23 protein-coding genes are annotated in these 21,964 nt (G+C 68.1%); 16 read left to right on the top strand and 7 right to left on the bottom strand.

Annotated features, from left to right (window positions below; all coding sequences use genetic code 11):
- The first annotated feature begins 81 nt into the window (after positions 1–81).
- From gtdA to AC6CR5_RS22860, 12 genes are all read left to right on the top strand, one after another.
- Positions 82–1,134, top strand: coding sequence for a gentisate 1,2-dioxygenase (gtdA, locus tag AC6CR5_RS22915; RefSeq protein ID WP_498084989.1), 1,053 nt, complete (start codon positions 82–84; stop codon positions 1,132–1,134).
- Positions 1,135–1,193: 59 nt separating this feature from the next.
- Positions 1,194–1,892, top strand: coding sequence for a fumarylacetoacetate hydrolase family protein (locus AC6CR5_RS22910; RefSeq protein ID WP_498084988.1), 699 nt, complete (start codon positions 1,194–1,196; stop codon positions 1,890–1,892).
- Positions 1,893–1,904: 12 nt separating this feature from the next.
- Positions 1,905–2,543, top strand: a complete 639-nt coding sequence (gene maiA, locus AC6CR5_RS22905; protein WP_006386926.1) for a maleylacetoacetate isomerase — start codon at positions 1,905–1,907, stop codon at positions 2,541–2,543.
- Positions 2,540–2,938, top strand: a complete 399-nt coding sequence (locus AC6CR5_RS22900; RefSeq protein WP_054473498.1) for a chorismate mutase — start codon at positions 2,540–2,542, stop codon at positions 2,936–2,938. Before maiA ends, AC6CR5_RS22900 begins: the two co-directional genes overlap by 4 nt.
- Positions 2,931–3,935, top strand: coding sequence for a Bug family tripartite tricarboxylate transporter substrate binding protein (locus AC6CR5_RS22895; protein ID WP_038502759.1), 1,005 nt, complete (start codon positions 2,931–2,933; stop codon positions 3,933–3,935). The genes AC6CR5_RS22900 and AC6CR5_RS22895 overlap by 8 nt, the downstream gene beginning before the upstream one ends.
- 83 nt (positions 3,936–4,018) lie before the next feature.
- Positions 4,019–5,371: an FAD-dependent oxidoreductase gene (locus AC6CR5_RS22890; RefSeq protein ID WP_498084987.1), complete on the top strand. Its 1,353-nt coding sequence runs from the start codon at positions 4,019–4,021 to the stop codon at positions 5,369–5,371.
- A 19-nt stretch (positions 5,372–5,390) separates the two neighbouring features.
- A complete protein-coding gene (locus tag AC6CR5_RS22885) occupies positions 5,391–6,611 on the top strand; it encodes a 3-hydroxybenzoate 6-monooxygenase (RefSeq protein ID WP_053497538.1) in 1,221 nt (406 codons plus the stop codon).
- Between the two features lie 26 nt (positions 6,612–6,637).
- Positions 6,638–7,813: an ABC transporter substrate-binding protein gene (locus tag AC6CR5_RS22880; RefSeq protein ID WP_148317642.1), complete on the top strand. Its 1,176-nt coding sequence runs from the start codon at positions 6,638–6,640 to the stop codon at positions 7,811–7,813.
- Positions 7,814–7,828: 15 nt separating this feature from the next.
- Entirely contained in the window at positions 7,829–8,743 is a 915-nt protein-coding gene (locus AC6CR5_RS22875) for a branched-chain amino acid ABC transporter permease (protein ID WP_241060451.1), read from the top strand.
- Positions 8,744–8,750: 7 nt separating this feature from the next.
- Positions 8,751–9,719 carry a branched-chain amino acid ABC transporter permease gene (locus AC6CR5_RS22870; RefSeq protein ID WP_498084986.1) on the top strand — a complete coding sequence of 323 codons (969 nt, stop codon included), beginning with the start codon at positions 8,751–8,753 and terminating at the stop codon, positions 9,717–9,719.
- A complete protein-coding gene (locus AC6CR5_RS22865) occupies positions 9,712–10,467 on the top strand; it encodes an ABC transporter ATP-binding protein (protein WP_054446327.1) in 756 nt (251 codons plus the stop codon). The genes AC6CR5_RS22870 and AC6CR5_RS22865 overlap by 8 nt, the downstream gene beginning before the upstream one ends.
- Positions 10,467–11,159, top strand: a complete 693-nt coding sequence (locus AC6CR5_RS22860) for an ABC transporter ATP-binding protein (protein WP_006386914.1) — start codon at positions 10,467–10,469, stop codon at positions 11,157–11,159. The genes AC6CR5_RS22865 and AC6CR5_RS22860 overlap by 1 nt, the downstream gene beginning before the upstream one ends.
- A 32-nt stretch (positions 11,160–11,191) precedes the next feature.
- Here AC6CR5_RS22860 and AC6CR5_RS22855 read toward each other — a convergent pair whose 3' ends face one another.
- On the bottom strand, positions 11,192–11,554 hold the full coding sequence (locus AC6CR5_RS22855; protein WP_006386913.1) for a glyoxalase superfamily protein: 363 nt from the start codon (positions 11,552–11,554) through the stop codon (positions 11,192–11,194).
- Positions 11,555–11,638: 84 nt separating this feature from the next.
- Between AC6CR5_RS22855 and AC6CR5_RS22850 the strand changes: the two genes are divergently transcribed.
- On the top strand, positions 11,639–11,998 hold the full coding sequence (locus tag AC6CR5_RS22850; protein ID WP_047993009.1) for a hypothetical protein: 360 nt from the start codon (positions 11,639–11,641) through the stop codon (positions 11,996–11,998).
- Positions 11,999–12,132: 134 nt separating this feature from the next.
- Here AC6CR5_RS22850 and AC6CR5_RS22845 read toward each other — a convergent pair whose 3' ends face one another.
- From AC6CR5_RS22845 to AC6CR5_RS22825, 5 genes are all read right to left on the bottom strand, one after another.
- Positions 12,133–13,149, bottom strand: a complete 1,017-nt coding sequence (locus AC6CR5_RS22845) for a Bug family tripartite tricarboxylate transporter substrate binding protein (RefSeq protein WP_006386911.1) — start codon at positions 13,147–13,149, stop codon at positions 12,133–12,135.
- A gap of 268 nt (positions 13,150–13,417) precedes the next feature.
- Positions 13,418–14,158, bottom strand: coding sequence for an amino acid ABC transporter ATP-binding protein (locus tag AC6CR5_RS22840; protein WP_006386910.1), 741 nt, complete (start codon positions 14,156–14,158; stop codon positions 13,418–13,420).
- 60 nt (positions 14,159–14,218) lie between these two features.
- Positions 14,219–15,322 carry an amino acid ABC transporter permease gene (locus AC6CR5_RS22835; protein WP_006386909.1) on the bottom strand — a complete coding sequence of 368 codons (1,104 nt, stop codon included), beginning with the start codon at positions 15,320–15,322 and terminating at the stop codon, positions 14,219–14,221.
- A 1-nt stretch (position 15,323) separates the two neighbouring features.
- Positions 15,324–16,487 carry an amino acid ABC transporter permease gene (locus AC6CR5_RS22830; RefSeq protein WP_026383613.1) on the bottom strand — a complete coding sequence of 388 codons (1,164 nt, stop codon included), beginning with the start codon at positions 16,485–16,487 and terminating at the stop codon, positions 15,324–15,326.
- Positions 16,488–16,725: 238 nt separating this feature from the next.
- A complete protein-coding gene (locus tag AC6CR5_RS22825; protein WP_110059857.1) occupies positions 16,726–17,742 on the bottom strand; it encodes an amino acid ABC transporter substrate-binding protein in 1,017 nt (338 codons plus the stop codon).
- A 315-nt stretch (positions 17,743–18,057) separates the two neighbouring features.
- On the opposite strand from AC6CR5_RS22825, the gene AC6CR5_RS22820 reads away from it, so the two are divergent.
- The 3 genes from AC6CR5_RS22820 to cheD all read left to right on the top strand — a co-directional run bounded on the left by AC6CR5_RS22820 (position 18,058) and on the right by cheD (position 20,820).
- Entirely contained in the window at positions 18,058–18,771 is a 714-nt protein-coding gene (locus AC6CR5_RS22820; protein WP_006386903.1) for a cell division ATP-binding protein FtsE, read from the top strand.
- A complete protein-coding gene (locus AC6CR5_RS22815; RefSeq protein WP_020925351.1) occupies positions 18,768–19,676 on the top strand; it encodes a cell division protein FtsX in 909 nt (302 codons plus the stop codon). Before AC6CR5_RS22820 ends, AC6CR5_RS22815 begins: the two co-directional genes overlap by 4 nt.
- Positions 19,677–20,091: 415 nt before the next feature.
- The gene (gene cheD, locus AC6CR5_RS22810) at positions 20,092–20,820 is read left to right on the top strand and encodes a chemoreceptor glutamine deamidase CheD (RefSeq protein ID WP_498084985.1); all 729 of its coding nucleotides are present in this window, start codon (positions 20,092–20,094) and stop codon (positions 20,818–20,820) included.
- A gap of 12 nt (positions 20,821–20,832) precedes the next feature.
- Here cheD and AC6CR5_RS22805 read toward each other — a convergent pair whose 3' ends face one another.
- Positions 20,833–21,804 carry a GlxA family transcriptional regulator gene (locus AC6CR5_RS22805; protein ID WP_498084984.1) on the bottom strand — a complete coding sequence of 324 codons (972 nt, stop codon included), beginning with the start codon at positions 21,802–21,804 and terminating at the stop codon, positions 20,833–20,835.
- Positions 21,805–21,964 lie beyond the last annotated feature (160 nt).

The following is a 21,964-nucleotide window of genomic DNA, read 5'->3' as shown; positions in this document are numbered from 1 at the left end:
TCGTCTCCATATCAGGCCCCGCCGCGCCCGCCGCGTCGGGCCCACAGAAGCCGGCCCCGACGCCGGCCCCAGGAGACAGACATGCCCGACGGTCACCCCCCCGGCGCGGATCGCGCCGCCTATTACGCGCGCATCGCCCAGAAGCACATGGCCCCGCTGTGGGAGTCGCTGCACAACCTGGTGCCGCGCCAGCCCGCGCCGCGCTGCATGCCAGCGATCTGGAAATACGACGAGGTGCGCGACGACGTGCTGGCTTCCGGCTCGCTCATCAGCGCCGAGGAAGCCGTGCGGCGCGTGCTGATCCTGGAGAACCCGGGCCTGCCCGGCCAGGCCAGCATCACGCAGAGCCTGTACGCCGGCCTGCAACTGATCCTGCCGGGCGAGATCGCGCCCAGCCACCGCCACACCCAGTCGGCCCTGCGTTTCATCGTCGAAGGCCGCGGCGCCTACACCGCCGTCAACGGCGAGCGCACCACCATGCATCCGGGCGACTTCATCATCACGCCGTCCTGGACCTGGCACGACCACGGCAACGCCGAGACCGTCGACGGCGGCGAACCGGTGGTCTGGCTGGATGGCCTGGACATCCCGCTGCTGCGCTTCCTGGACGCCGGCTTCGCCGAGAACTATCCGTCCGCCACCCAGCCGGTCACGCGTCCCGAAGGCGACAGCATGGCGCGCTACGGCCACAACATGGCGCCGGTGCGCCACCGCGCCACCAGCGGCACCTCGCCGATCTTCAACTATCCCTACGAGCGCAGCCGCGAGGCGCTGGACGCGCTCTACCGCCATGGCGAGCTGGACCCCTGGGACGGCGTCAAGCTGCGCTACCTGAACCCGGCCACGGGCGGCTACCCCATGCCCACCATGGCCACCTTCATGCAGCTGCTGCCGGCCGGCTTCCAGGGCAAGGCCTATCGCAGCACCGATTCCACCGTCTACAGCGTGGTAGAAGGCCGCGGCATCGCCCGCGTCGGCGACGCCGAATTCCATTTCGGCCCGCGCGACGTGTTCGTGGCGCCGTCGTGGCAGCCGGTGCAGCTGGCGGCGCTGGAAGACGCCACCCTGTTCAGCTATTCCGACCGCCCGGTGCAGGACGCGCTGGGCCTGTGGCGCGAAGAACGCACCGCCTGAAGCGGGCGGGCCGCGGCGCCCGCCCTCCCCCTTTCCGTTCCGCCTTCAAAGGTTGATTCATGTCTTACGTGTTTGCTCCCGCCGACCCCGTCGCCGTGCCCGTCGCCGGCAGCCCGGATCGCTTCCCCGTGCGCCGCGTCTATTGCGTCGGCCGCAACTACGCCGCCCACGCCCGCGAGATGGGCTTCGATCCCGACCGCGAACCGCCCTTCTTCTTCTGCAAGCCGGCCGATGCCGTGGTGCCGGTGGCGCAGGACGCCACGCTGACGCTGCCCTACCCGTCCGAGACCGCCAACTTCCACTATGAAATCGAACTGGTGGCGGCCATCGGCAAGGGCGGCGCCAACATCGCGGTCGACGCCGCGCTGGAACACGTGTGGGGCTACGCCGTCGGCCTGGACATGACGCGCCGCGACCTGCAGATGAAGATGCGCGAAGCCGGCCGCCCGTGGGAACTGGGTAAGGCCTTCGACCAGAGCGCGCCGATCGGCTCGCTGGTGCCCGCCGCGCAGGCCGGCGACATCCACCGCGCCGGCATCTGGCTGCAGGTCAACGGCGCCGACAAGCAGCGCAGCGACATCGGCAAGCTGATCTGGTCGGTGGCCGAGACCATCGCCTACCTGTCGCGCTACTTCCGCCTGGAAGCCGGCGACCTGATCTACACCGGCACGCCCGAAGGCGTGGGCCCGGTGACGCGCGGCGACCGGATGGTCGGCGGCGTCGACGGCCTGGGCACGCTCAGCGTGCAGATCGCCTGAGGACCGCCACCCATGCAACTGCACAGCTTCTTCAACAGCTCCACCTCGTACCGCGTGCGCATCGCGCTGGCGCTCAAGGGACTGCCGGTCGACATCGTGCCGGTGAACCTGCGCAAACAGGAGCAGCGCGCCGCCGACTACGTGGCGCGGAACCCGTCGGCCGGCGTGCCGCTGCTGACGGAAGGCGATTTCCAGCTGTCGCAATCGCTCGCCATCATCGACTACCTGGACGCCACGCACCCCGAGCCGCGCCTGATCCCGGCCGCGCCGCGCGAACGCGCGCGGGTGCTGGAACTGGCCAACGCCATCGCCTGCGACATCCACCCGGTCAACAACATGCGCATCCTGCGCTACCTGCAGGAAGAACTGGGCGCCACCGAGGCGCAGAAGAACGCCTGGTACCACCACTGGATCCGCGAAGGCCTGACCGCGGTAGAGGCGCTGCTGGCGCGCCATGGCGGCGGCGCCTATTGCTTCGGCGACGCGCCGACGCTGGCGGACTGCTGCGTGGTGCCGCAGGTGGCAAATGCCCAGCGCATGGGCTGCGACCTGTCGGCCTATCCGCGCCTGCTCGGCGTGTACGACCACTGCCTTGCGCAGCCGGCCTTCCAGCAGGCCGCGCCCGGCAACCAACCGGACTACATCAAGTGACCTCGCAAGCATCCCCGGGCCGGGAGCCCGACACCCAGGGCGCGCCGCTGCGCGAATACACCGATCCGGCCTACCGCCCGCTGTGCGCCAACCTGGCCGAGGTGCGCGCCAACATCGACCGGCTGGACGACCAGATCGTGCGCTTGATGGCCGAACGCGCCATGTACGTGAAGGATGCCGCGCGCTTCAAGCGCGACGCCTTCCAGGTCAGCGCGCCGGCGCGCCAGGCCGAGGTATTCGAGAAAGTGCGGCGCCTGGCCGAGCGCCACAACCAGGGCTTCGAGAACCTGGACCAGGTGGTGGACGCGGCCTACCGCGCCATGGTGGCAGCCTTCATCGCCAACGAACAGACCTATTTCAACAATATGAAGATCGCGGGAGACAAGCATGCATAAGTCCTCAACCCTGGCGCGGGCGCGCACCGTCGCGGCGCGCGCGCTGGCGCTGGGGCTGATCGCGCTGGCGCCGTTGGGCGCGGCGCGGGCCGCCGACGCCTGGCCGTCGCAGCCGCTCAAGGCGCTGGTGCCGTTCGGTCCGGGCTCCAGCCCCGACCAGGTCGCGCGCATCGTCGGCGAGAAGGCCGGCGCCATCCTCGGCCAGACCGTGGTGGTGGAGAACAAGCCGGGCGCCAGCGGCAACATCGGCACCTTCGCCATCGCCAACGCCAAGCCCGACGGCTACACCTTCGGCGTCTCGATCACCGGCCCGCTGGTGAACAACACGCTGCTGTTCGACAAGCTGCCCTACGCCCCCGCCACCGACCTGTCGCCGCTGACGCTGGCGGTGCACCAGCCGAACGTGCTGGTGGTGCCGGCCAACTCCGGCATCGACAACGTCGGCCAGTTGCTGGAAGCCCTCAAGAAGAACCCCGACAAGTACAACTTCCCCTCGCCCGGCGCCGGCACCGTTTCGCACCTGGCGGTGGAACTGCTGCTGCAGCGGATCGGCGCGCGCGCCACGCACGTGCCGTATCCGTCGTCGCCGGCCGCGCTGACCTCGCTGCTGTCGGGCGACACGCAGTTCGCCGCGCTGCCGCCGATCGCCGTCATGAGCATGGTCAAGGACGGCCGGCTGAAGGCGCTGGCCGTGACCTCGTCCAGGCGCTCCACGCTGCTGCCCGAGATCCCCACGCTGGCCGAAGTCGGCGTGCCCGGCATCGAGGGCTCGGCCTGGATCGGTTTCGTGATCTCGTCCAAGGTGCCCGCCGACATCCAGAAGAAGCTGTCGGACGCCTTGATCCAGGCGATCCGCGACCCCGAGGTGGTCAAGCGCCTGCAGGCACAGTTCATGGACCCGGTCGGCGGCACGCCGGCCGAGTTCCGCGCCTACATGGACGATGAGCTCAAGCGCTGGGAACCGCTGATCACCAAGCTCGGCATCAAGGGCCAGTAAGAAGGCCTGTGAACGGGCGGCCTCGCCGCCCGGCATTTCGCAACACAGCTCGCAGTCAAGCAGGACAAGCAAGGAGACAAGGCATGACCCTCACCGAACCCGCCCGCCAGGTGCCGCTCTACGGCGAATACGACGTCGTCGTGCTGGGCGGCGGCCCCGCCGGCATCCTGGCGGCCGCCAGCGCCGCCCGCAACGGCGCCAGCGTGCTGCTGGTGGAACGCTATGGCTTTCTCGGCGGCATGGGCACGGCGGCGGGCGTCTCCAACTTCTGCGGCCTGCACGCCAATGTGCGCGGCGCCATCCGCCAGGTGGTGCATGGCATGACCGATGAACTTCTGGACCGCATGCGCGCGCTGGACGGCCTGAACGACCCGCACCTGATCCTGGGCAAGATCCACGCCCAGGCCTACGACATCTCGGCCTTCAAGTGCGCGGCCGACGGCATGGTGCAGGACAGCGGCGCACAAATCCTGTTCCACGCATTGGCCACCGGCCTGGCGCGCGACGCCGCCGGCAGTGTCGACGCGCTGTTCCTGGAGACCAAGTCCGGCCGCTGCGCGGTGCGCGGCAAGGTCTTCATCGACTGCTCGGGCGACGCCGACATCGCGCAATGGGGCGGCCTGCCGTTCGAAAAGGGCGACGCGCACGGCCACATGCTCTACCCCACGCTGATGTTCAAGGTCGGCAACGTCGACGGCGCCCGCGCCCAGGAGGCCTGGAAGACCATTCCCCAACTGATGGACCAGGCCGCCGCCAGCGGCGAATTCACCTTCCCGCGGCGCGGCGCCATCGTGCGGCCGCAAAAGCATGACTACGAGTGGCGCGTCAACGTCACCCAGCTGGCCAACGCCGACGGTAGCGCGGCCGACGGCACCGACGCCGCCTCGCTCTCGGCCGGCGAGCTGGAAGGCCGCCGCCAGATCACCGAATACCTGAAGTTCCTGCGCGCCAAGGTGCCGGGCTTCGAAAACGCCTATGTGCTCGACATCGCGCCGCAACTGGGCATCCGCGAAACCCGCCGCATCGTCGGCGAGGCCATGCTGACCAAGGAAGACGTGCTGGGCTGCGCCGACTTCGAGGACAGCATCGGCGTGAACGGCTGGCCGCTGGAAATGCACACCGCCGGCGACGTGCAATGGCTGTGGCCGCCGATTCCCGGATCGCGCGGCTACAACCAGTTGCCGTTCCGCATGATGGTGCCGCGCCGCGGCCCGGGCGTGGCCGCCAACGTGCTGGTGGCCGGACGCTGCGCGTCGATGACGCACGAAGGCCAGTCGGCCGCGCGCGTCAGCGGCAGCTGCTTCGTCATGGGCGAGGCCGCCGGCACCGCGGCCGCCATGGCGCTGCGCGACGGCAACGCGCCTGCCGACGTGCCCGTGGCGGCGCTGCAGGCGCAACTGCAACGGCAAGGCGCCTTCCTCGGCCGCCAAGAGTGAACACGCAAGGAACCACGCAATGAACGCAACCCCCGCAAAGAACCCGCCCCAATCCGTCATCGTCGTGGGCGGCGGCATCGGCGGCCTGGCCGCGGCACTGGCGCTGACGCGCCAGGGCATCGCGGTGCAGTTGCTGGAGCAGGCCGCGCACATCGGCGAGATCGGCGCCGGCATCCAGCTCGGCCCCAACGCCTTCGCCGCGCTCGACGCGCTGGGCGTGGGCGCCACGGCGCGCCAGCGCGCGGTCTTCACCGACCACATCATCATGATGGACGCGGTCGACGCGCGCGAAGTGGTGCGCATCGACACCGGCGCCGCCTTCCGCGAGCGTTTCGGCGGCCCCTACGCCGTGATCCACCGCGCCGACATCCACCTGTCCATCCTGGAAGCGGTGCAGCAGAACCCGCTGATCCGCTTTCGCACCTCGACCCAGATCGCCAGCGTCACGCAGGACGAAAAACGCGTCGAGGTCACCGACACCGAAGGCAACCGCTACCAGGCCGACGCGGTGATCGGCGCCGACGGCGTCAAGTCCGTGATCCGCGAACACCTGATCGGCGATCCGCCGCGCGTGACCGGCCACGTGGTCTACCGCGCCGTGGTCGAGCGCGACAACATGCCCGAGGAACTGCGCATCAACGCGCCGGTGCTGTGGGCCGGCCCGCACTGCCACCTGGTGCACTACCCGTTGCGCGGCGGCCAGCAATACAACCTGGTGGTGACCTTCCACAGCCGCGAACAGGAACAATGGGGCGTGCGCGAAGGCAGCAAGGAAGAGGTGCTGTCGTACTTCCAGGGCATCCACCCGCGCCCGCACCAGATGCTGGACCGCCCCACCTCCTGGAAGCGCTGGGCCACCGCCGACCGCGAGCCGGTCGAACAGTGGGGCCAGGGGCGCGTCACGATCCTGGGCGACGCCGCCCATCCCATGACGCAGTACATGGCCCAGGGCGCCTGCATGGCGCTGGAAGACGCGGTGACGCTGGGCGAGGCCGTCAAGCGCTGCGACCACGACCTGCAAGCCGCCTTCCGCCTGTACGAATCGGTGCGCATCCCGCGCAGCGCGCGCGTGGTCTGGTCGACGCGCGAGATGGGCCGCCTTTATCACGCGCGGGGCGTCGAACGCACCGTGCGCAACATGCTGTGGACCGGCCGCGGCCAGTCCCAGTTCTATGACGCGTTGCAGTGGCTCTACGGCTGGAAGGTGGAGAACTGCCTCGCGGGCCCCATCCAGCCATAAGAAAACAGAAGGCACAGGAGACAACCATGACGACACGCATCACCCGCGGCGGCGCCGCGCTGCTGCTGGCACTGGCCGCCGGCGGCGTCCAGGCGCAGCAGAAACCCGTGGACATCGGCTTCATCGGCACGCTGTCCACCCCCGCCGGCTACATCGGCGAGGACGAACGCGACGCCTTCATGCTGGCGGTCAAGGAAGGCGGCGGCAAGCTGGGCGGGGTGCCGGTCAACGTGCGGGTCGAGGACGACGCGCTCAAGCCCGCCAACGCCAAGCAGATCGCCGACAAGATGGTGCAGGGCGGCGTGCGCCTCTTTACCGGCATCAATTTCTCCAACGTCATGGCCGCGGTCGGGCCGACCGTGCTCAACGCCGGCGGCTTCTACGTCAGCCTGAACGCCGGCCCCTCCAACTATGCCGGCAAGGCCTGCAACCCCAACTATTTCTCGGTGGCGTTCCAGAACGACTCGTACGCCGACACCGCCGGCATCGCCGCCAACGAACTGGGCGCCAAGCGCATCGTCGTGATGGCGCCCAACTACCAGGCCGGGCGCGACGCCGTGGCCGGCTTCAAGCGCACCTACAAGGGCGAGATCGCCGACGAGATCTACACCAAGCTCGAACAGGCAGACTTCTCGGTCGAGCTGGCGCGCATCCGCTCGCTCAACCCGGACGCCATCTTCCAGTTCCACCCGGGCGGCGCCGGCATCAACCTGACCAAGCAGTTCGCCAACTCCGGCCTGGCCGACAAGATCAAGATGATCACGCCCATCTACTCGATGGACGAACGCATGCTGGCCGCCACCGGCAACGCCGGCAAGGGCTTCTACCTGAGTTCGCTGTGGAGCGCCGACCTGGACAATCCGCAGAACAGGCACTTCGTCGAAGCCTTCACCAAGGCCTACAACCGCGCGCCCACCGCCTATGCGGCCCAGGCCTACGACACCGCCAACCTGATCGGCTCGGGCCTGAAGGCCGTGGGCGGTGATATCACCGGCAAGGCCGACGCCTTCCGCGAGGCGCTGCGCCGCGCCGATTTCCCCAGCGTGCGCGGCAAGTTCAAGTTCGGCCCCAACCAGCACCCGGTGCAGGACTGGTACCTGCTGCACATCGAATCCGGGCCCGATGGCAAGCTGGTCTACAAGAACCTCAAGGCGATCGCCCGCGACCATACCGATGTGCACGCGGCCGACTGCAAGATGTAGCCTCCGGAGCCCGCCATGCTGATGTTCCTGGAACAGGTCCTGAACGGCCTGCAGTACAGCGCGCTGCTGTTCCTGTTGTCGGCCGGCCTGACGCTGGTTTTCGGCATCATGAACGTCATCAACCTGACGCACGGCTCGTTCTACATGGTGGGCGCGTTCTGCGCCGCCAGCGCGGCGGCAGCCACCGGCTCGTTCCTCGCGGCGTTGCTGGCCGCGTTGGCTGGCGCCGCGCTGTACGGGCTGGTGGTGGAGCTGCTGGTTATCCGCCATCTCTACCGCCGCGACCACCTGGACCAGGTGCTGGCCACGCTCGGGCTGACGCTGTTCACCAACGAGCTGGTCACGGTGCTGTTCGGCCGCAGCCCGCCGTTCATGGACATCCCGCCGTTCCTGGCCGGCTCGGTGGCGCTGCTGCCCGGCCTGAACTATCCGGTGATGCGGCTGGCCTTCATCGGCGCCGGTGTGCTGGTGGCGCTGGGCCTGTGGCTGCTGATCTCGCGCACCCGCGTCGGCATGCTGGTGCGCGCCGGCGCCGACGACGGCGAGATGGTGGACGCGCTGGGCGTGAACATCCAGCGCCTGTTCACCCTGATCTTTACGCTCGGCGCGCTGCTGTGCGGCTTCGCCGGCGTCATGGCGGCGCCGCTGCTGGCGGTGGAGATCGGCATGGGCGAACGCATCCTCATCACCACTTTCGTCGTCATCGTGGTGGGCGGCGTGGGCTCGGTGCGCGGCGCGCTGGCCGGTTCGCTGATGATCGGCATGACCGACGCGCTGGGCCGCGCCTACATCCCCTTCTGGATGTCGCGCCTGCTGCCGCCGCAGCTGTCGGACTCGGCCAGTTCCAGCCTGGTCTCGGCCAGCATCTACATCCTGATGGCCATCGTGCTGCTGTTCAAGCCGCGCGGCCTCGTGCCGGCGACTCGCTAGGAAACCCATGAGCCGAAAAACCCTCGTAAACCTGGCCGGGCTGGCGCTGTTCGCGCTGGTGCCGGCGCTGGCCTCGGCCACCGGCGAAGCCTTCCTGGTCAACCTGATGACCCGCTTCCTGATCTACGCCATCGCCGCCGTCAGCCTCGACCTGATCCTGGGCTACGGCGCCATGGTCAGCTTCGGCCACGCGGCCTTCTTCGGCCTGGGCGGCTACGTGATCGGCATCGCCGGCTACCACTTCGCGCAGGGCGATACGCTGTTCGGCTGGAGCGGCAGCCAGGCCGCGCTGGTCATGTGGCCGCTGGCCGTGGCCTGCGCCGCGCTGGCCGGGCTGGTGATGGGCTTCCTGTCGCTGCGCACCGCGGGCGTGCAGTTCATCATGATCACGCTGGCCTTCGGCCAGATGCTGTACTTCATCCTGGTGGGGCTGGTGGTCTACGGCGGCGACGACGGCCTGTCGATCGACGCGCGCAACACGCTGCCCGGCCTGGACCTGAACGGACCGGTCACGTTCTACTACGTCTGCCTGGCGCTGCTGGCGGCATGGGTATTGCTGTGCCGGCGCATCGTCAACTCGCCCTTCGGCATGGCGCTGCAGAGCCTGCGGCAGAATCCGCGCCGCAGCACCGGGCTGGGTCTGGCGCCGCTGCGCTACCGCCTGACCGCCTTCGTGCTGTCGGCCGCCGGCGCCGGCCTGGCCGGCGCGCTGTGGGCCAACTACGCGCTGTTCGTCAGCCCCGACATGGCCGGCTGGCAGAAGTCCGGCGAGCTGATGGCCATGGTGATCCTGGGCGGCATGGGCTCGATCTTCGGGCCGGTGCTGGGCGTGGCCGTCTATCTGGGGCTGGAGCAACTGGCCACCGCCTGGACCGAGCACTGGATGCTGATCCTCGGCCCCGTGCTGGTGCTGGTGGTGCTGTTCGGCAAGCGCGGGGTCTATGGCTGGCTGACGGGAGGCGCGCACCATGACTGAACCGGCCAAGCTCGCCATCGAGGGCCTGCGGAAAGCCTTTGGCGCGGTCCGCGCCACCCAGGGCGTCGACCTGCAACTGCGGCCCGGCGAACTGCATGCATTGATCGGCCCCAACGGCGCCGGCAAGACCACGCTGCTGTCGCAGATCAGCGGCGAGATCCTGCCCGACGCCGGCCGCATCCTGCTCGACGGCCGCGACATCACCCGCCTGCCCGCGCACAAGCGGCCGGCGGCCGGGCTGGCGCGCTCGTTCCAGATCAGCCAGCTGTACCCGCAGTTCACCGCCGAAGACAACGTCGCCATGGCGGTGCAGGCGCGCAGCCCCGGCGGCTTCAACCTGTGGCGCAATGCGCGCCGCATGGCGCGCCTGCGCGAGCCGGCGCGCGCGGCCTTGGCTCGCGTGGGCCTGGCCGACCGCGCCGGCGTGCGCGTGTCGGCCCTGGCCCATGGCGAAAAACGGCAACTGGAACTGGCCATGGCGCTATCGCTGGACGCCTCCGTGCTGTTGCTGGACGAACCCATGGCGGGCATGGGCGCCGAGGAATCGCAGCGCATGACCGGCCTGCTGCGCGAACTGAAAGGCCAGTACGCCATCCTGCTGGTCGAACACGACATGGACGCGGTGTTCGCGCTGGCCGACCGCATCACCGTGCTGGTCTACGGCAAGACCATCTTCACCGGCACGCCCGACGAGGTGCGCCGCCACCCCGACGTGCGCGCCGCCTATCTGGGCGAGGAGGAAGACTGATGCTGCAAGTCGCGCAACTGCAGGCCGGCTACGGCGCCAGCAAGGTGCTGTTCGGCGTCGACCTGGACATCGCGCCGCGCCAGGTGGTGTCGCTGATCGGCCGCAACGGCATGGGCAAGACCACCACCGTCAAGACGTTGATGGGCATGCTGCCGGCGCAGGGCGGCCAGGTGCTGCTGGACGGCCAGCCCATCACGGGCCTGGCGCCGCACCGCATCGCCCGGCTCGGCATCGGCCTGGTGCCCGAAGGCCGGCGTGTGTTCGGTTCGCTGTCGGTCGAGGAGAACCTGGTCGCCACCGCGCGCCAGGCCCGCCCCGGCTGGCACATCGATCGCGTGTTCGAGCTGTTTCCGCGCCTGAAGGAACGGCGCGGCCAGTCGGCCCGCACCCTGTCGGGCGGCGAACAGCAGATGCTGGCGGTGGGGCGCGCGCTGTTGATCAACCCGCGCCTGCTGATCCTGGACGAAGCCACCGAGGGCCTGGCGCCGCTGATCCGCCACGAGATCTGGAACTGCCTGCGGCGCCTGAAGGACGAAGGCCAGACCATCCTGGTGATCGACAAGAATCTGAAGGAAATGGCCACCCTGGTCGACCGCCACCACGTGCTGGAAAAAGGCCGGGTGGCCTGGCAGGGCACGCCCGCCGAACTGGCCGCGCAACCCGAACTGGCCCAGCGCTACCTGGGCGTGTGAGGCGCGCGGCCCAGGCCGCGGGGTTGACGGGCTCAGTCGCTCGATTCGCAGAAGGTCAGGCGGTTGCCGAACGGGTCGGTCACCTTCAGCAGCCGGCCCCAGGGCGCGTCCTCGACGCCGGGCCGCGCGTAGCCGTATTGCTTGCCGATCAGCTCGGCCTGGTAATCGTCGACGCCGGTGGCGCGCACGAAGATGGCCGCGCCCGGCGTGGCATCGCCGTAGTGCTCGCTCAGGTGCAGCACCAGCTCGCCGCGATGCACCTGCGCGTACAGCGGCAGGCCCGGTTCGAAGCGGTGTTCCCAGTCCCACTCGAAGCCGAGGAAATCCAGGTAGAACTCGCGCGCCTTGTCGACCGAAAAGATGCGCAGGATGGGTATGGCGGGGGACAAATGCATGATCTGGCCTTAGTATGCGGGAGGTCGCGCCCGCGGACTTCCAAACGTGCGCGCATCCCGCCAGCATAAATCAAACCGGTTGCCATGCCCGACGCCCAAGCCGCATCCTGGAAACACCTGCCCGCGCCGAAGAAGCGCGCCGCGCTGCCCTTTGAGGCCACCTACACGGCCGGCCAGTACGCCCGCCTGCGGCAGGGCCGCATCCCGCGGGAAATGGAAGACAAGTGGTTCATCTATTTCGACGATAGCGTGCTGCGCTTTCATCGCAGCTGGACCGGCATCTGGATCTACGCGCTGCGGCTGGACGCCGCGGGCGACCAATGGCGCGCGCATGACGCCTGGGTCAACCGCGAGGCCGACCAGTACGGCTGCACCGACCTGGAAACCGACCGCAAGCTGCTGGCGCGGCTGGTGGACGGCCTGCTGACCGCGCCGCGCGAATGATCGAACCGCGCGACTGAAGCGCGGATGCCGCCATCGCGCCGCCCAAAAGATACGCAGGGGGATGCGCCGCCCGACGGACAGGGGCGGCGTCAGGCCTGGCGCGTGCCCGACGGGACGCGCCAGGCACGCCCGTCTCAGTTCAGGCTGGCGCCGGAGATCTTCACGATCTCCTGGTACTTGGCCTTTTCGTTCTTGACGAACTCGGCGAAGGCTTCGGGCGTCATGGGAGGCGCTTCCGAACCCATCGTCAGCAGGCGCTGCTTGACGTCGGGCTGCTGCATCGCTTCCGAGTAGGCCTTGTTCAGCTTGGCCACCACCGGCGCCGGCGTGCCGCCGGTCGTGAAGACGCCGAACCAGGTGCCCAGGTCGAAGCCCTTGATGCCCGACTCTTCCACCGTCGGCACGTCGGCCAGCAGCGACGAACGCTTGGCGGTGGTCACGGCCAGCGCCTTGACCTTGCCGTCCTTGATCAGCGGCGCCGAGGCCGCCAGGTTGTCGAACATGAAGTCCGACTGGCCCGACAGCAGCGCCAATTGCGCCGGGGCCGCGCCCTGGTAGGGAATGTGCTCGACGTTGATGCCGGCGCGCGCCTTGAGCAGCTCGCCCGACAGGTGGCCAGCGCTGCCGTTGCCGCCCGAACCGTAGTTCAGCTTGCCCGGATTCTTCTTGGCGTACTCGATCAGGTCCGACAGCTTCTCGATCTTGTTCTTGGCGGCAAATTCGACGTTCATCACCAGCACGTTCGGCACCGACGCCACGATGGTGACCGGGGCGAAATCCTTCACCGGGTCATAGGGCAGGTTGGCGAACAGCCAGGGGTTGATGGCGTGGGTCGCGACGGCGCCCATCACCAGCGTGTAGCCGTCGGCCGGGGCCTTGGCCACCAGGTCGGCGCCAATGTTGCCGCCGGCGCCCGAGCGGTTTTCCACCACGACGGGTTGGCCGAGCGAGCCGCGCACCTTCTCGGCCAGCATGCGGGCCATGGTGTCGAGCGGGCCGCCGGGCGGGTAAGGCACCACGAAGCGCAGCGGCTTGGTGGGGAAATCGGTGGTCTGGGCCAGCGCGGGCGCGCCCAGGGTCAGCGTGGCGGCCAGGGCCGCGGCGCCGCCCAGCAGGACGCGGCGCATGGCGCCGCGGGGGGTCTGTTTCATCTGGTTTGCTCCTCTCATTGCATCGATGGCGGTCGGTAGCATACCGCAGCGGGGTGAACGGCGTAACAAAGGGATACCAGGAGAACCGAGCGCTTTTCCCGTGAACGGCGCGCCCCGGCCGACTGGAAACAACGTGCGCCGGCCACCCCGGCGTGCTCGGCGCCTTCCCTTTCGCGCCGCCTCGCCAACGGCCGGCGCCCAAAGAAAAGCCGCCTTCCAGGGAAGGCGGCTTCGGATCCGGGCGCGGCGGGCCGGAGCCCGCCCGGCCTCAATGCAGGATCTGGCTCAGGAACAGCTTGGTGCGCTCGTTCTGCGGATTGTCGAAGAACTCGTCCGGGCTGTTCTGTTCGATGATCTCGCCGCGGTCCATGAAGATGACGCGGTTGGCGACCTTGCGCGCGAAGCCCATTTCATGGGTCACGCACAGCATCGTCATGCCGCTCTCCTGGGCCAGGTTGACCATCACGTCCAGCACTTCCTTGACCATTTCCGGGTCCAGCGCCGAGGTCGGCTCATCGAACAGCATGATCTTGGGGCTCATGCACAGCGAACGGGCGATGGCCACGCGCTGCTGCTGGCCGCCCGAGAGCTGGCCGGGGAATTTCTTGGCCTGGTCCGGGATGCGCACGCGCTCCAGGTATTTCATGGCCGTGGCCTCGGCTTCGGCGCGCGGCTTCTTCAAGACCCACATCGGGCCCAGCGTCAGGTTCTCCAGCACCGTCAGGTGCGGGAACAGGTTGAAGTGCTGGAACACCATGCCGACGTCCTTGCGGATGGTCTCGATGTGCTTGAGGTCGTTGGTGAGCTCCGTGCCGTCCACGATGATGTGGCCTTTCTGGTGCTCTTCGAGCCGGTTGATGCAGCGGATCATGGTGGACTTGCCCGAGCCCGACGGCCCGCACACCACGATGCGCTCACCCGGCGCCACGTCCAGGTTGATGTTGCGCAGCACGTGGAACTGGCCGTACCACTTGTTCACGTCCTGCAGTCGAATGATGGCATCAGACATGCCTGTACTCCCGTAAATATCGCATTGCGGGTCCGCCGGTGGCGGACCCGCGGCAAGGTTCTAGCGTGCGTGGCCCGTGGCCAGGCGTTTTTCCAGCGCCTGGCTGTATTTGGACATGGAGAAGCAGAAGACGAAGTAGATCAGCGAGATGAACAGATACGCCTCCACCCCGAATCCGCGCCATGCCGCGTCGGACAGGGCCGCCTTGGCCGCCAGCGTCAGGTCGAAGATGCCGATGATCACCACCAGCGAGGTGTCCTTGAACAGCGCGATGAAGATGCTGACCAGCGGCGGAATCACGATCTTGAGCGCCTGCGGCAGGATGATCTTGCGCATCTGCTGCCAGTAGTTCAGGCCGAGCGAGTCGGCGCCTTCGTACTGGCCCTTGGGGATCGCCTGCAGGCCGCCGCGCACCGTTTCGGCGATGTACGCGGCCGCGAACATGATGATCGCGATCTGCGCGCGCAGCAGCTTGTCGATGGAGAACCCTTCCGGCAGGAACAGCGGCAGCATCACCGACGACATGAACAGCAGGCTGATCAGCGGCACGCCGCGGATCAGCTCGATGTACACGACGCACAGCGCCTTGATGGCCGGCATCTTCGAGCGCCGGCCCAGGGCCAGCAGCACGCCGATCGGGAAGGCGAAGGCGATGCCGAACGTCGACAGGATCAACGTCAGCGGCAGGCCGCCCCAGCGCGCGTTCTCGACGTAGGTCAGGCCCAGCACGCCGCCCCACATCAGGATCGCCACGGCGGTCAGGCCGACGGTCCAGATGATGGCGAGCTTCCAGTTCCAGAAACGGCGGATGCCGCTGCACACGATCACCGCGACCAGGATGATGGTCGCGATCAGCGGCCGCCATTGCTCGTCGTACGGATAGGTGCCGAACAGGATCAGCCTGTGCTTCTCGATGATGAAGGCCCAGCAGGCCCCGCCCACCGAGGCGCGGCATTCCTGCGCGTTGGCGGCGGTGAAGTTGGCCTTGATGAAGGCCCACTCGACCAGCGCCGGCACCGACATCAGCAGGAACCAAGCCAGCAGCACCGTGATCAGGATGTTCAGCGGCGAGGAAAACAGGCGCGAGCGCAGCCACGCCCACGCGCCGACATGGGTCTTGGGCGGCGGCAGCCCTTCGCTGGGGGTATGCGTAGTGCTGCTCATATCAACGCTCCACCAGCGCAATGCGCTTGTTGTACCAGTTCATGAAGATCGAGATCGACAGGCTGACCGTGAGGTACGCGCCCATGATGATGAGAATGCCCTCGATGGCCTGCCCGGTCTGGTTCAGCGTGGTGTTGACCACCGACACGATGTCCGGGTAACCGATGGCCACGGCCAGCGAGCTGTTCTTGGTGAGGTTGAGGAACTGGCTGGTCATCGGCGGGATGATCACGCGCAGCGCCTGCGGCAGCACCACCAGGCGCAGCACCTGCTTGCGGCGCAGGCCCAGGGCCCCGGCGGCTTCCCATTGGCCATTGTTGACCGCCTGGATGCCCGAGCGCACCACTTCGGCGATGAAGGCCGAGGTGTAGATCACCAGGCCCGCCAGCAGCGCGGCGAACTCCGGCGACAGCGTCAGGCCGCCGCTGAAGTTGAAGCCCTTCAGTTCCGGCATGTCCAGCGTCAGCGAAGCGCCGCTGACCAGCCAACCGACGATCGGCAAGCCGATCAGCAGGCCGATGGCGGCGCGGCCCAGCGGGAACACGTGGCCGGTGGCTTCCTGGCGCTTCTTGCCCCAGTGGCCCAGGAACAGGATGGCGACGATGGCCAGGCCCAGGCCGGCCAGCATCCAGTCGAGCGAGTTGCCCTCCAGCGCCGGCACCTTCAGGCCCCGGTTGGAGATGAACACGCCCGGCAGCGGGTTGTGCGCCTGGCGCGGGCCGGGCATGTTCTCGGTGATCAGCGCATACCAGAAGAACAGCTGCAGCAGCAGCGGCACGTTGCGCATCACTTCGACGTAGACCGAGGTGATTTTGGCGACGAGCCAGTTCTTGGACAGCCGGCCGACGCCGATCAGCGTGCCGAGGATAGTCGCCAGCACGATGCCGAGCACGGCCACGCGCAGCGTGTTGAGCAGGCCCACCCAGATGGCGCGGCCATACGTGTCGGCGGGGGTATAGGCGATGGGCGTTTCGCCGATGGCGAAGCCGGCCTCGCGTTGCAGGAAACCGAAGCCCGTGGCGATGTTGCGCACGGACAGGTTGTGAAGCGTGTTTGAAACCAGGAACCACACCGCCAGGGCGACGGCGGCCAGTGCGATCACTTGATAGACCACGGCGCGCACGCCGGGATCGTTCCAGTTCAGACGCCGGGGGGGTGCCGAAATCGGGGCGTTCTCTCGCCGCCGGGCCGCCCCAAGGCGAGAGACATCCCCCTCGGGGGGTAGCGGGCCCGCATTTTGGGCCCGCTTGGGGGCATCATTATTTGAAGTCGTCATGAATGAATCTACAGAAGTCGGACACCGGGCAGCGGGGGCCTTGCGGCCCGCGCCGTCCACTCCTGCCGCCCGCTCGAAGGCGGGCTAGGCATGGCACGCGTCGCGCGCCATGCCGGGCAGCCGTGTGTTAGCGCACCGGCCAGCCGTACATCAAGCCACCTTGCTTGTAGCTGGCGTTCAGGCCGCGGTCCAGCTTCATCGCGCTGCTCTTGCCGAGCGTGGCTTCGAAGCTTTCGCCGTAGTTGCCGACCTGCTTGATGATGTTATAGCCCCACTTGTCGTCCACGCCCAGGTTCTTGCCCATGCCCGGGGTCACGCCCAGGATGCGCTGGATGTTGGGGTTGGTGCTCTTGGTCATTTCATCGACGTTCTTGGACGTGATGCCGTATTCCTCGGCTTCCAGCATCGCGTTCAGCGACCAACGCACCACGTTGAACCACTGCTCGTCGCCCTGGCGCACCATGGGGCCCAGCGGCTCCTTGGAGAAGTCTTCCGGCAGGATGATGTACTTGTCCGGATTCTCCAGCGTGGTGCGGGTCGAGGCCAGCTGCGACTTGTCGGTCGTGAAGGCATCGCAACGGCCGGCCGAGAAGGCGCGGATGATTTCGTCGTACTTGTCGATCACGACGGGCTTGAATTCGATCTTCTGGCCACGGAACCAGTCGGCCAGGTTCAGCTCGGTGGTGGTGCCCGGCTGCACGCAGATGGTGGCGCCGTTCAGTTCCTTGGCGCTCTTGACGTTCAGGTCCTTGGAGACCATGACGCCCTGGCTGTCGTAGTAGTTCACGCCCACGCCGATCAGGCCCAGGGTGGTGTCGCGCGTCAGCGTGACGGTGGTATTGCGGGTCAGCACGTCCACCTCGCCCGATTGCAGGGCGGTGAAGCGCTGCTGCGTGTTCAGCGGCGTGACCTTGAACTTGCTGGCGTCGCCGAACATGGTGGCGGCGACGGCGCGGCACAGATCAACGTCCAGGCCCTTGTATTCACCCTTGCTGTCCGCGATCGAGAATCCCGGAATGCCGGTCGAAACGCCGCATTGGACAAACCCTTTTTTCTTGACGTTATCGAAGGTCGCACCCGCATTGGCAGCCGCGGACGCAGCGAACAGGGCGGTGCCAATGGCAGCGAGTTTCAGTACTTTCATCTTGATCTCCGTAGGGGTGTTGCGAAGCCGAACGCAAGGCCGGGTTGGGCTTTACGCATGGGGCGGATGGTAGCGTCCGCAAAGCGGCCTCCGCATCCGGGAATTCCCTTGAAATATAGGGACACTGGATGAAATCAAACAGGGTTTTGAGCTAAAAACGGGGACACTATTCCTGCCCTATAAACGTGTCCGGGCGGTCACTTCGTCCGAGTCATTTCCGTCACATCGGAACACTTTTTCCGCCGCCGGCGCCACGCCGTTTTAGGCCAGCTTACTGTCCCCGAGTTACTATTGCGGCTTCATCCGACAGCCGCCATGATCGAATTCCAGCACGTCTTCAAATCGTATGGTCGCGGCCGCAATATCCTGGCCGACATCAACTTCCGCGTGAGCGCGGGAGAGTTCGTTTTCGTGTCGGGGCCGTCCGGCGCCGGCAAGTCCACCCTGCTCAAGCTGATCGGCGGCCTCGAGCCCGCCAGCCGCGGTTCGATCCAGGTCAACGGCCAGCGGCTCGACAAGCTGCCCGCCCGCGCCCGGCCCTACCTGCGCCGCGCCGTCGGCGTGATCCTGCAGGACACGCACCTGCTGTTCGATCGCAGCGCCTTTGAAAACGTGATGCTGCCGCTGGCGGTCACCGGCCATCCCTGGAATTCGGCCGCCGCGCGCGCCCGCGCGGCGCTGGATAAGGTCGGCCTGTCGGGCAAGGAAGACCTCAATCCCATCGAATTGTCGGGCGGCGAACAGCAGCGCCTGGCGATCGCGCGCGCCATCGTCAACCGGCCCGCCATCCTGATCGCCGACGAACCCACCGCCAACCTCGACCACGACAACGCGCAGCGCATCATGAACGTGTTCCGCGACTTCAACCGCGTCGGCGTCACCACGCTGATCGCCTCGCACGACCAGGAACTCATGGCGCGCTACGCCACCCGCACCCTGCGCATCGACCCGGGCCGGTTCGCCGACTCGCACGGCGCCGCCACGCCCCCGGCCGACGCCGGCCACGGCATCGCGGGAGAACCGGCATGAACGCCTGGCTGCGGCAGCATCGCTATGCCCTCATGGTCACCCTGCGCCGGCTGGTCAAGCAGCCGTTCTCGTCGCTCGCCAACCTGCTGGTGATGGCGCTGGCGCTGGCCCTGCCGCTGTTGGGCAGCGCCATCCTGGTGTCGGTCCAGCCGGTGGCGCGGCAGATGTCCGTCACCCCCGAGGTCACCGTCTTCATGCGGGTCGATGCGCCCGCCGGCGCCGCCGCCGACATCGCCAGGCGCATCCAGGGCGAATACGCCAGCGACGTGCGCGCGGTGCGCGTGGTCGGCCGCGACGACGCCCTGGCCGACCTGCGCGCCAATCCTGCCTGGCAACAGGCGCTGGCCGTGCTGCCCGGCAATCCGCTGCCCGACGCGGTGGTGGTGACGCTGGCAGACGGCGAAGACCTGGCCGGCCGCGCCGACAGGCTGGCGCAGGCCTGGAAACAATGGGACCAGGTCGACCTGGTGCAGCTGGACAGCGCCTGGGTCCAACGGCTCGAAGCCATCCTGCGCTTCGCCCGCATCGGCCTGGGCTTCCTGGCCGCCTGCGTGGCGGTGGTGGTGCTGGCCACGGTGTTCAACACGGTGCGCATGCAGGCCCTGTCGCAACGCGAGGAAATCGCCGTGGCGCGCCTGGTGGGCGCCACCGAGTCGTTCGTGCGGCGGCCCTTCCTGTACCTGGGCGCGCTGTCCGGCGCGCTGGCCTCGCTGCTGGCCATCGGCGTGGCGGCGGTGGCGCTGTCGCCGCTGAACAACGCCCTGCTCGGCCTTGCGCGCAGCTACGGGGCGGAATTCGCCCTGCATCTGCCCGGCGCGCCGGTGCTGCTGGCGGCCATCGTCGCCTCGGCCGCCCTGGGCGCGCTGTCGGCGCGCTGGTCCGTCACGCGCAGCACGCGATTCTGAAAAGGGCACCGGTCTTCGTCCGATTTTCCTGAAGGCCGGCCTGCCTAAAGCCACGTATAGCCCCCCTTCGTCCCCGTGATCCGGGGAACGGCCGCGCCCGCCGTGGGTACGATGGCAGCACCTGCTCGCCGCGGCCTTCTCTGGCCAGTGTGCGCATGGCGTCTGTCCCGTGTCACGGGCCGCCCTGCGCTCCCCGGGGGCCGCGCCAGGAATGGCGCCGAAACGCCGGACCCGCGGGCAAACGGCCATATTTTTCAGGGACATAACAAAGTTGCGGTTACACAGGTTTTCCCCCCATTACAGGCCAGATGTGCAAGAATAAAGCGACATTTTTCTACATATTTTGAAACGTTTATCGTTCCACCGAGCGCCGCCTTCGTGTCCCAATCGTTGTTCCTGCCCTTGATTACGCCCCATGGTCGCCCGTCTTGAAGCCCGCGCGACGCGCCATTATTTCGATAGCGCGTTCCAGTCCCAGGCGGTGAAAGTACTCCCCAACGAGTACTACGTCACCGACGAAGACATCATGATCTCGACCGTGCTGGGGTCGTGTGTGGCCGCCTGCATCCACGACCCCGTCACCGGGGTCGGCGGCATGAACCATTTCATGCTGCCTGAAGGCGACATGCAGTCGCCGGCCTCGGCCACCATGCGCTACGGCGCCTTCGCCATGGAAGTGCTGATCAACGAACTGCTCAAGGCCGGCGCGGTACGCGACCGCCTCGAAGCCAAGGTGTTCGGCGGCGGCGCGGTGCTGTCGGCCATGCAGCAGATGAACATCGGCGAGCGCAACGGCCAGTTCGTGCTGAACTACCTGCGCACCGAAGGCATTCCGGTCAAGGCGCAGGACCTGGGCGACGTGCATGCGCGCCGCATCAACTATTTCCCGCGCGACGGCCGCGTGATGGTGCGCAAGATGGCGCCGCACCATCAGCGCGCCGAAGAAATCATCGCCAAGCGCGAACAGGCCGCCGCCGAGAGCGTGCAGGCCAAGACCCACAGCCCGCCGCGCGTCGAACGCTTCGCGCGGCCCGCGGCGCGCCCGGGCGTGGAGCGTTTCGATCGTCCCGCCGCGCGTCCCGGCGTGGAACGGTTCGACACCGGCGTCACCCGCCGCCGCAAGCCGGAAACCGCCGGCGGCTGAGGCCGCGCCGCCTCAGCCCGCGCCGCCCGGGCGGCCGAAGCTGGCGCGGTATTGGCTGGGTGACACGCCCAGCCGCCGCTGGAACACCTCGCGCAGGTGGCGGGCATCGCGAAAGCCGCAATGAAAGGCCACGGTTTTGAGGGGCGCCGACTCGCGCTCCAGCCGCGCGCGGGCCGCATCCAGCCGCGCGCTCTCGACGAACTCCGCCGGCGTGACGCCGGCATCGCGCAGGAACACCCGCGCGAAATTGCGGCGGCTCATGTTGGCCACCGCCGCCAGCGCCGCCACGCCCAGGTCGTCGGCCAGATGGCCCAACACATGCTGCTGCACCTGCGCCACCGCCGAGGTCTCTTCGACGAACGGCGTGAGGAAGGGGCTGAACTGCGACTGGCCGCCGGCGCGCTGCATGAACACCACCAGCCGCTTGGCCACGTTCAGCGCCACGTCGGGCCCGTGGTCCTGCGCCACCAGGGACAGCGCCAGGTCGATGCCGGCGGTCACGCCCGCCGAGGTGTGCAGCCGGCCATCCCGCACGTAGAGCCGGTCGGGCTCGACCCGCAGCTCCGGATAGCGCGCCGCCAGCGCCTGCGCATCGTTCCAGTGCGTGGTCACGATGGCGCCGGCAGGCAGGCCTGCCCGAGCCAACAGGAAGATACCGTTGCAGATCGCGCCGTAACGGTCGGCGCGCGCAAAGGCCGCGCGCAGCCAGGCCAGGCCTTCGTCCGGTTCGCGCGCCGCCGGCAGGTCCGGCCCGCCCGCGACCAGCAGCAGGTCGGGCGCCTCGTCGACCTCCGCGTAGTGACGCTGCGGGACCAGCAGCATGCCGTTGGAGCAGGGCACCGCGCCACGCGTCAGGCCGATCAGTTCCATCCGGTACTGGCTGGCGGGCAACAGGAAGCGGTTGGCCTCGGCGAACACGTCCAGCGGCCCGCTGACGTCCAGCGACTGCACGCCGGGAAAAACGAGAATGGCGACGGATTTCATGGGATCGGATAACCGGGAAGCCTGCGCCGCGCGGCCGCGCGGCGCAGGCATGGCGACGGCGCGCCGCCAACACACGCTACCTTAGCGCAACGACAGCGGTGTTCACCGCGCTGTCCTTGCCTTGGCCGCAATCCGCGCCAGCGCGGCCGCCATCCGCCGC

The organism is Achromobacter sp. EG18 (assembly GCF_059759395.1).
The sequence above is the reverse complement of the archived record's forward strand: the minus strand, read 5'-3'. Positions and strand labels throughout refer to the sequence as shown.

Bases quoted from the DNA above. Each gene is read 5' to 3' on its own strand.
- gtdA (WP_498084989.1), top strand. From the start codon at position 82: ATGCCCGACGGTCACCCCCCCGGCGCGGATCGCGCCGCCTATTACGCG.
- AC6CR5_RS22910 (WP_498084988.1), top strand. From the start codon at position 1,194: ATGTCTTACGTGTTTGCTCCCGCCGACCCCGTCGCCGTGCCCGTCGCC.
- maiA (WP_006386926.1), top strand. From the start codon at position 1,905: ATGCAACTGCACAGCTTCTTCAACAGCTCCACCTCGTACCGCGTGCGC.
- AC6CR5_RS22895 (WP_038502759.1), top strand. From the start codon at position 2,931: ATGCATAAGTCCTCAACCCTGGCGCGGGCGCGCACCGTCGCGGCGCGC.
- AC6CR5_RS22890 (WP_498084987.1), top strand. From the start codon at position 4,019: ATGACCCTCACCGAACCCGCCCGCCAGGTGCCGCTCTACGGCGAATAC.
- AC6CR5_RS22885 (WP_053497538.1), top strand. From the start codon at position 5,391: ATGAACGCAACCCCCGCAAAGAACCCGCCCCAATCCGTCATCGTCGTG.
- AC6CR5_RS22880 (WP_148317642.1), top strand. From the start codon at position 6,638: ATGACGACACGCATCACCCGCGGCGGCGCCGCGCTGCTGCTGGCACTG.
- AC6CR5_RS22875 (WP_241060451.1), top strand. From the start codon at position 7,829: ATGCTGATGTTCCTGGAACAGGTCCTGAACGGCCTGCAGTACAGCGCG.
- AC6CR5_RS22870 (WP_498084986.1), top strand. From the start codon at position 8,751: ATGAGCCGAAAAACCCTCGTAAACCTGGCCGGGCTGGCGCTGTTCGCG.
- AC6CR5_RS22865 (WP_054446327.1), top strand. From the start codon at position 9,712: ATGACTGAACCGGCCAAGCTCGCCATCGAGGGCCTGCGGAAAGCCTTT.
- AC6CR5_RS22860 (WP_006386914.1), top strand. From the start codon at position 10,467: ATGCTGCAAGTCGCGCAACTGCAGGCCGGCTACGGCGCCAGCAAGGTG.
- AC6CR5_RS22855 (WP_006386913.1), bottom strand. From the start codon at position 11,554: ATGCATTTGTCCCCCGCCATACCCATCCTGCGCATCTTTTCGGTCGAC.
- AC6CR5_RS22850 (WP_047993009.1), top strand. From the start codon at position 11,639: ATGCCCGACGCCCAAGCCGCATCCTGGAAACACCTGCCCGCGCCGAAG.
- AC6CR5_RS22845 (WP_006386911.1), bottom strand. From the start codon at position 13,149: ATGAAACAGACCCCCCGCGGCGCCATGCGCCGCGTCCTGCTGGGCGGC.
- AC6CR5_RS22840 (WP_006386910.1), bottom strand. From the start codon at position 14,158: ATGTCTGATGCCATCATTCGACTGCAGGACGTGAACAAGTGGTACGGC.
- AC6CR5_RS22835 (WP_006386909.1), bottom strand. From the start codon at position 15,322: ATGAGCAGCACTACGCATACCCCCAGCGAAGGGCTGCCGCCGCCCAAG.
- AC6CR5_RS22825 (WP_110059857.1), bottom strand. From the start codon at position 17,742: ATGAAAGTACTGAAACTCGCTGCCATTGGCACCGCCCTGTTCGCTGCG.
- AC6CR5_RS22820 (WP_006386903.1), top strand. From the start codon at position 18,058: ATGATCGAATTCCAGCACGTCTTCAAATCGTATGGTCGCGGCCGCAAT.
- AC6CR5_RS22815 (WP_020925351.1), top strand. From the start codon at position 18,768: ATGAACGCCTGGCTGCGGCAGCATCGCTATGCCCTCATGGTCACCCTG.
- cheD (WP_498084985.1), top strand. From the start codon at position 20,092: ATGGTCGCCCGTCTTGAAGCCCGCGCGACGCGCCATTATTTCGATAGC.
- AC6CR5_RS22805 (WP_498084984.1), bottom strand. From the start codon at position 21,804: ATGAAATCCGTCGCCATTCTCGTTTTTCCCGGCGTGCAGTCGCTGGAC.